General features: G+C 50.1%; 7 protein-coding genes and 1 tRNA gene. 3 read left to right on the top strand and 5 right to left on the bottom strand.

Annotation, left to right across the window (positions count from 1 at the left end; translation table 11 throughout):
• Window positions 1–7: 7 nt before the first annotated feature.
• Both mltD and gloB read right to left on the bottom strand, forming a co-directional pair.
• Window positions 8–1,405, bottom strand: coding sequence for a murein transglycosylase D (mltD, locus tag DZE2538_RS14765; RefSeq protein WP_023640523.1), 1,398 nt, complete (start codon window positions 1,403–1,405; stop codon window positions 8–10).
• A 70-nt stretch (window positions 1,406–1,475) separates the two neighbouring features.
• Complete coding sequence (gloB, locus tag DZE2538_RS14760) at window positions 1,476–2,231, bottom strand: hydroxyacylglutathione hydrolase (RefSeq protein WP_038916671.1); 756 nt, start codon at window positions 2,229–2,231, stop codon at window positions 1,476–1,478.
• 47 nt (window positions 2,232–2,278) lie between these two features.
• Between gloB and DZE2538_RS14755 the strand changes: the two genes are divergently transcribed.
• Window positions 2,279–2,998, top strand: a complete 720-nt coding sequence (locus DZE2538_RS14755) for a class I SAM-dependent methyltransferase (RefSeq protein ID WP_023640521.1) — start codon at window positions 2,279–2,281, stop codon at window positions 2,996–2,998.
• Window positions 2,999–3,026: 28 nt separating this feature from the next.
• On the opposite strand, the gene rnhA is transcribed toward DZE2538_RS14755, so the two are convergent.
• Complete coding sequence (gene rnhA / locus DZE2538_RS14750; RefSeq protein WP_161624058.1) at window positions 3,027–3,593, bottom strand: ribonuclease HI; 567 nt, start codon at window positions 3,591–3,593, stop codon at window positions 3,027–3,029.
• Here rnhA and dnaQ point away from each other — a divergent pair.
• The gene (dnaQ, locus tag DZE2538_RS14745) at window positions 3,547–4,281 is read left to right on the top strand and encodes a DNA polymerase III subunit epsilon (RefSeq protein ID WP_019846489.1); all 735 of its coding nucleotides are present in this window, start codon (window positions 3,547–3,549) and stop codon (window positions 4,279–4,281) included. The genes rnhA and dnaQ overlap by 47 nt on opposite strands.
• 130 nt (window positions 4,282–4,411) lie before the next feature.
• A tRNA-Asp gene (locus DZE2538_RS14740) sits at window positions 4,412–4,488 on the top strand.
• Window positions 4,489–4,645: 157 nt separating this feature from the next.
• Here DZE2538_RS14740 and speD read toward each other — a convergent pair.
• Together speD and speE are read right to left on the bottom strand one after the other, a co-directional pair.
• Window positions 4,646–5,440, bottom strand: coding sequence for an adenosylmethionine decarboxylase (gene speD, locus DZE2538_RS14735; RefSeq protein WP_019846490.1), 795 nt, complete (start codon window positions 5,438–5,440; stop codon window positions 4,646–4,648).
• A 30-nt stretch (window positions 5,441–5,470) separates the two neighbouring features.
• The gene (speE, locus tag DZE2538_RS14730; protein ID WP_023640519.1) at window positions 5,471–6,334 is read right to left on the bottom strand and encodes a polyamine aminopropyltransferase; all 864 of its coding nucleotides are present in this window, start codon (window positions 6,332–6,334) and stop codon (window positions 5,471–5,473) included.
• Window positions 6,335–6,405 lie beyond the last annotated feature (71 nt).

Below are 6,405 nucleotides of genomic sequence, written 5' to 3'. Positions count from 1 at the left end.
TTTTTTATCAGGAGTCGGGCGATTGTCTTCTGGTAACGTAAAGTGTCAACCGATCACCTGGCTGAAGGTTGGCATCTTTAATAACCGTATTCCAGCGCATCACATCAGCAATGTTAACGCCGTGGCGTTTGGCAATGCTTGCCAGCGAATCACCTTTACGAACCTGATAAATGATCGAGTTCGACTTATTGCTTGCTACTACACCTGCCGTCACGGGTGTGGTTGCCTTAGCAACCTGCAATGTCTGACCCACTTTTAGAGCACTGCCCTTGAGGTGGTTCCAGTTTTGCAGGTCCTGCGTACGGACATTCATTCGTTTAGCGATACTCGATAGAGTATCACCTGAACGAACTTTATATCCGGCAGAGCGAGTCGCCACGGTCGGCTGCGCAGTTTTGGTTGGCTGGATTGCAGCAATATCACCATCTGCCAATGAGCCTTTCAACTGTCCCACATGGGACTTGGGTACCATAATGTAATGTGGACCGTTAGGTGCGGTAACATCACGTGTGTAGCCCGTGTTGTAACTCTTTAGCTTAGTGACAGACAATCCTGCCAGCTCGGCAGCTTGCGTCAACTCCATCTGCTGGCCTAAGTCAACGCGTGCCAGCGCACGATTTTCATTAGGCTTCGGCAGTTCAACTCCGTACTTTCTGCTGTGCTTGAGAATATCGCTTAGCGCCAACATTTTGGGCACATAGGTCGACGTTTCATACGGCAACGCCAGCGCCCAGTAATTTGTTGGACGACCTTTCGCTTTATTCGCTTTCACCGCTTGCATGATTCGCCCTTCACCTGCGTTATAGGCGGCTACGGTCAATAACCAATCGCCGTCAAACATACGGTTCAGGCGCTGCATCATATCCAGCGCAGCAGTCGTAGATGCAACAACATCACGACGTCCATCGTACCACTGGGTGTGTTTCAACCCATAATTACGCCCTGTACCAGGAACAATCTGCCAAAGCCCTACGGCGTTGGATGATGATCTGGCGTTTGGGTCAAAAGCGCTCTCCACTATGGGTAGCAGTACCAGTTCCATCGGCATCTTACGTTCTTTAATCTGCCCGACTATCCAGTACATGTACGGCTCTGCCCGTAATGTTACATCGTGGAGATAGCTCTTATTTTTTAAGTAACGCTGTTTTTGCTCGCGGATCCGGGTATTTTCCGGAACCTCCATCTTCAGCTCGTCGCCAATGAAGTTCCACAGGTCTTGCTGCGCGATGCTTTCATCATCCAGCCATCGCGTACCGGTCTCTCGACCATCTGTGTACTTTCCTGCTTCACCTTGACCTGCCGAAGACAGACTCTGTGCATGCTGTCTGGGTTGAGAGGTGTCATTGGGTGGCACCTGGCAACCTGTCAACACGACTGAGGCGATGAATATCGCTTTAGTCTTCATATCTGTGTCAATAGTTGCTTAAAAGACAGACAATGATACTTTGATTGGCAATTCAGTACAACAAAAACCGTCAGAATTGGTCTTTCAATGCACGTAAATGCGCAAAAATCTGCCAATCACCCTGGGTGTCCGAGTTAATGGACAATTTTCTTTTTAAATCAATGTCATGATAGCGTAAAAAAATATTTATTCTTCGTTCCCGGCCCAGTGTAGAGGGGAGGGATGATTCTCCCTTTTCACGTAATTGCCTGATTTTTACAAGGTAATCATAAATATCTACATCTTCTGGCCAAACATGGTGAGCAAACGCCAGATTGGACAATGTGTACTCATGCGCACAACATACTTGGGTTTCATCGGGTAAATCAGCCAACTTGATCAATGATTCGAACATTTGTTGTGCTGTACCTTCAAAAATGCGACCGCACCCAGCAGAAAACAGCGTATCGCCACAGAACAGATATGGGTGGCTATAGTACGCGATATGTCCTGCGGTGTGTCCAGGCACGAAAAAAATAGAAAATTCCGAACCTGCGACCGTAATCTTATCTCCCTCTTGTACTGTGTGTGTCACGCCACAGCGTTTAGTTTCCTGTGGGCCGTAAATTTGTATATCAGGGTAATGAGCGGCCAATTGCTCGACACCACCGGTATGGTCATTGTGATGATGGGTCAGCAGAATCGCGGCGGGAGATAGCCCGTGATGTTCCAGTGCTTGCAGTACGGGGACGGCATCTCCCGGGTCTACAATCACACAGTCGTTTTCATCATTAGCCAGCAGCCAAATGTAGTTATCCTTGAAAGCCGGTACACTGATAAGATTCATGCTTGCATCCTCGTTGTTGATGGTTAGCTTGTGGACGATTCTAAAACATGAAGCCAGCACAAACATCCCAGAAAATCGTGGCACCGGATAGTTGGGAAGCCATTCCCTGGGGAGAGAACTATCTCCACACCCTGAATACTGCGCTAGCCCCTTGGTGGAGCCGAATATTCGGATTCCATCTGCTGAAGATTGGTGGATTGAGCATCGCGATTGACAGCCAGACGTGCACTATCCCACATCAGGTCAATGTCAGTCGCGATCAGCAGGCGCATGTTATGGCTGATCCCTACCAACTTCCATTTATAGAGAAATCCGTGGATGCCTGTCTACTGACCCATGTCCTGGCGTACTCTGCCGATCCTCACCGCATTGTGCGTGAGGTGGACCGGATTTTGATTAATGATGGGTGGGTCATCGTGAGTGGTTTCAACCCGGTTAGTCTGGTGGGGCTGGGGCGTCTGGTTCCGGGAATGCGCCGACGCCAGCCCTATTGTAGCCGTATGTTCAGTCAAATGCGGGTGATGGACTGGCTGAGTCTGCTGAATTACGAAATTGTGCATCATAATAGTTTGCAGGTGCTGCCGTGGCGTGAGCCAGAGCAGGGCAAATGGAACAATACGTTGCCGCTATTGGGGTGCCTGAATCTGATCGTTGCACGCAAACGCACCATCCCACTGACCATGACACCGAGCAAAAGCTTGTTAAGAAAATCACCGATGCATCGCCCGGTAGGGGCGACGAAAAGCTATCGGTATCGGCATGACTAATCATCTGACAGGCGAGTGATAGTGCAGATTATTCCGGCTGATAGCCGGTGTCATCAAGGGTTGGTGTATTAGCGGCTTGCCGGGCGAGTTCATCGCAGCGTTCGTTTTCTGGATGACCGGCGTGGCCTTTGACCCACATCCAATGCAGGGTATGGCGTTGAATCGCAACATCTAACCGCTGCCACAGGTCGATGTTCTTCACGGGTTTTTTCTCTGCGGTTTTCCAGCTGCGTTTTTTCCAGTTGTGGATCCAACTGGTAATCCCCTGGCGGACATATTGACTATCGGTACTGAGCGTCACCTCACAAGGCGAGGTCAGGCTTTCTAGTGCGACGATCGCCGCCATCAGTTCCATCCGGTTGTTAGTGGTTAGCCGGTAGCCTGCGCTCAGTGTTTTCTCGTGCTGCTTATAGCGCAAAAGCGCCCCGTAGCCACCCGGGCCAGGATTGCCGAGACAGGAGCCGTCGGTGAAAATCTCAACCTGTTTTAGCATCTCTGGTAGACTCTTATTCATGGTCAAAAGCATAAGTCTGACATAAACGAAACCGATGAGCACTGCAATTACACGACAAATCGTTCTTGATACGGAAACCACCGGTATGAATAAGCTGGGGGTTCACTATGAAGGGCACAAGATTATTGAGATTGGTGCGGTTGAGGTGGTGAATCGTCGCCTGACCGGGCGTCATTTCCATGTTTATCTTAGGCCGGACCGTCTGATAGACCCGGAAGCCTATAATGTTCATGGCATTAGCGATGAGTTTCTGGCTGATAAGCCGACTTACGCTGAGGTTGCCGATGATTTTATTGATTTTATCCGCGGTGCGGAGCTGGTGATCCATAACGCGTCGTTTGATATCGGCTTTATGGACTATGAGTTCCGGTTGCTGGGACGAGACATCCCCAAAACGGAAACCTTCTGTACTATCACCGACAGCCTGCTGATGGCTCGCCGGTTATTCCCCGGCAAGCGTAATAACCTGGACGCATTGTGCGACCGTTACCAGATAGATAACAGTAAGCGTACACTGCACGGCGCGTTACTGGATGCCGAGATTCTGGCTGAAGTCTATCTGTCGATGACCGGCGGCCAAACGTCACTGGCTTTTTCGATGGAAGGAGAGAGTCAGCAGCAGACAGTGCAAGCCGAAACCATACAGCGTATTTCACGCCCTGCATCAGCGTTGACAGTGTTGTACGCCAGTGATGACGAGTTGGTGGCACATGAGCAACGGCTGGATTTAATTATGAAGAAAGGCGGCAGTTGCCTGTGGCGCAACTAAGACATGGTGTCTTGATCATAAAGACATCATTGCGCTGAAAATGTAAGCGAACAGAAGCGGTTAGTGATAAAAACCGTTGACGCAATAGGTGTCGGACCGTAGTATTCACCTCGCTCACTGAGCATAGCGCGGTGCGGTAGTTCAGTCGGTTAGAATACCGGCCTGTCACGCCGGGGGTCGCGGGTTCGAGTCCCGTCCGCACCGCCAATCATTCCGAAGCCCTGAATCGTCTGATTCAGGGCTTCTTCGTTTTTAAAGCGCAAATACGGCGCTTTGCCTTTGCGCGGTGACGCGTACTTACCTTGTCAGGAATAACGGGCGAGGATTTGCCGGAACCTGAGGGCATATGCCCTCAGGCGGATGATCATACGGTTGCGATGTTTCTGCCGTAATAGATTTCCTGCATCTCACGGTATAGCAAGTCCGTGATACGTTTTCGCTCTTCGGCGCTCAGCTCTTCAGGGCTGACGTTAAACAGGTAGTGCTTCAGGTCGAAATCCTTCAGCAACATTTTGGTGTGAAAAATATTTTCCTGGTAAACATTAACATCCATCAGATGATAGAGCGATTTCATGTCGTCAGACATGAAGTTCTGGATTGAGTTGATCTTATGGTCGATGAAATGCTTAATGCCGTTGATGTCGCGGGTAAAACCGCGTACACGGTAGTCAATGGTTACGATATCCGATTCCAGTTGATGGATCAGATAGTTCAGTGCCTTAAGCGGTGAAATGACGCCACAGGTCGACACTTCTATATCGGCGCGGAACGTACACAGGCCGCCACCAGGGTGGCTTTCAGGGTAGGTGTGTACACAGATGTGGCTTTTATCAAGGTGTGCGACGACGGAATTCGGCAAGGGGCCGGGATGTTCGGAGGTATCCACATCGCGCGGATCCATCGGTTCTTCGCTGACCAAAATGGTCACACTGGCGCCTTGCGGCTCATAATCCTGGCGAGCAATGTTCAGAATATTAGCGCCAATGATGGAACAGGTTTCACTCAGGATTTCTGTCAGACGGTTTGCGTTGTACTGTTCGTCGATATACGCGATGTAGCCATCACGATCGGCGGGCGTTTTCGCATAACAGATATCGTAGATACAAAAACTCAGGCTTTTGGTCAGATTGTTAAAGCCATGTAGTTTCAGCTTTTGCAATTTAATTCACCCCCTTATGGATGCCTGTGATCAGCGTGACGCTGACAGGGCATTCAGTAAATATTGTGGCAGAGCAAAGCTGCCGATATGGATGGCTGGGTTGTAATAGCGGCAGACGATTTCCGCTGCCTCAAACCGTTGTTGCAGGCTCTGTTGGTCGATAGCTCGCAGCGCGGGGTTATTACTGGCCCAGGCAAAAGTCATGATGCCGCCATAATATGTGGGAATGGCTGTCTGATAAAAACTGACATCACTGAAATAGTGGCTCAGTTTCTGATGGCTGTTAACAGCCTCATCCTGCTGCAGGAAACAGACGCCATTTTGTGCCACGAAGATTCCACCATCGTTCAGGCAACGCGCGCATCCCTGATAAAAATCTGAGGTGAACAGGCTTTCACCGGGGCCAATGGGGTCGGTACAGTCGGAAATGATGATATCGAACTTTTCCTGACAGGCATTGACGAAGTTAACACCGTCGTCAATTACCAGACGAAAACGTGGGTCATCGTAAGCGCCTGCGCTGTGATTGGGCAGGTACTGACGGCAGAACGACACAACACCCGCGTCGATTTCGACCATTGTTATCTGCTCGATGTTACGGTGACGACAGACTTCACGCAGCATTCCGCCGTCACCGCCACCGATGATCAACACACGTTTGGCGTTGCCATGGGCGAGCAGCGGAACGTGGGTCATCATTTCGTGGTAGATGAACTCGTCGCGTTCGGTGGTCTGTACGACGCCATCTAACGCCATCACCCGGCCTAGCGCCGCGTTTTCGAAGATGATCAGATCCTGATGGTCGGTTTTTTCATGATAGAGCACCTGGTCTATTGAAAAATACTGACCGAAGTTGGCATGCAGGGTCTCATACCAAATTTCTTTCCGGGACATGTTAGGGCTTCCTCCGCGATAACAGCCATGAAAATTGGCGCGCTATGATAGCTAACTCTCATGGTGCTTGC

The organism is Dickeya zeae NCPPB 2538 (assembly GCF_000406165.1).
In the GTDB taxonomy this organism is placed as follows: Bacteria; Pseudomonadota; Gammaproteobacteria; order Enterobacterales; family Enterobacteriaceae; genus Dickeya; species Dickeya zeae.
This window is presented reverse-complemented; position numbering and strand designations above follow the sequence as displayed.

What these genes read in the sequence shown, in the direction of transcription:
- mltD (WP_023640523.1), bottom strand. Translation starts at nt 1,405, where the DNA reads ATGAAGACTAAAGCGATATTCATCGCCTCAGTCGTGTTGACAGGTTGC.
- gloB (WP_038916671.1), bottom strand. Translation starts at nt 2,231, where the DNA reads ATGAATCTTATCAGTGTACCGGCTTTCAAGGATAACTACATTTGGCTG.
- DZE2538_RS14755 (WP_023640521.1), top strand. Translation starts at nt 2,279, where the DNA reads ATGAAGCCAGCACAAACATCCCAGAAAATCGTGGCACCGGATAGTTGG.
- dnaQ (WP_019846489.1), top strand. Translation starts at nt 3,547, where the DNA reads ATGAGCACTGCAATTACACGACAAATCGTTCTTGATACGGAAACCACC.
- speE (WP_023640519.1), bottom strand. Translation starts at nt 6,334, where the DNA reads ATGTCCCGGAAAGAAATTTGGTATGAGACCCTGCATGCCAACTTCGGT.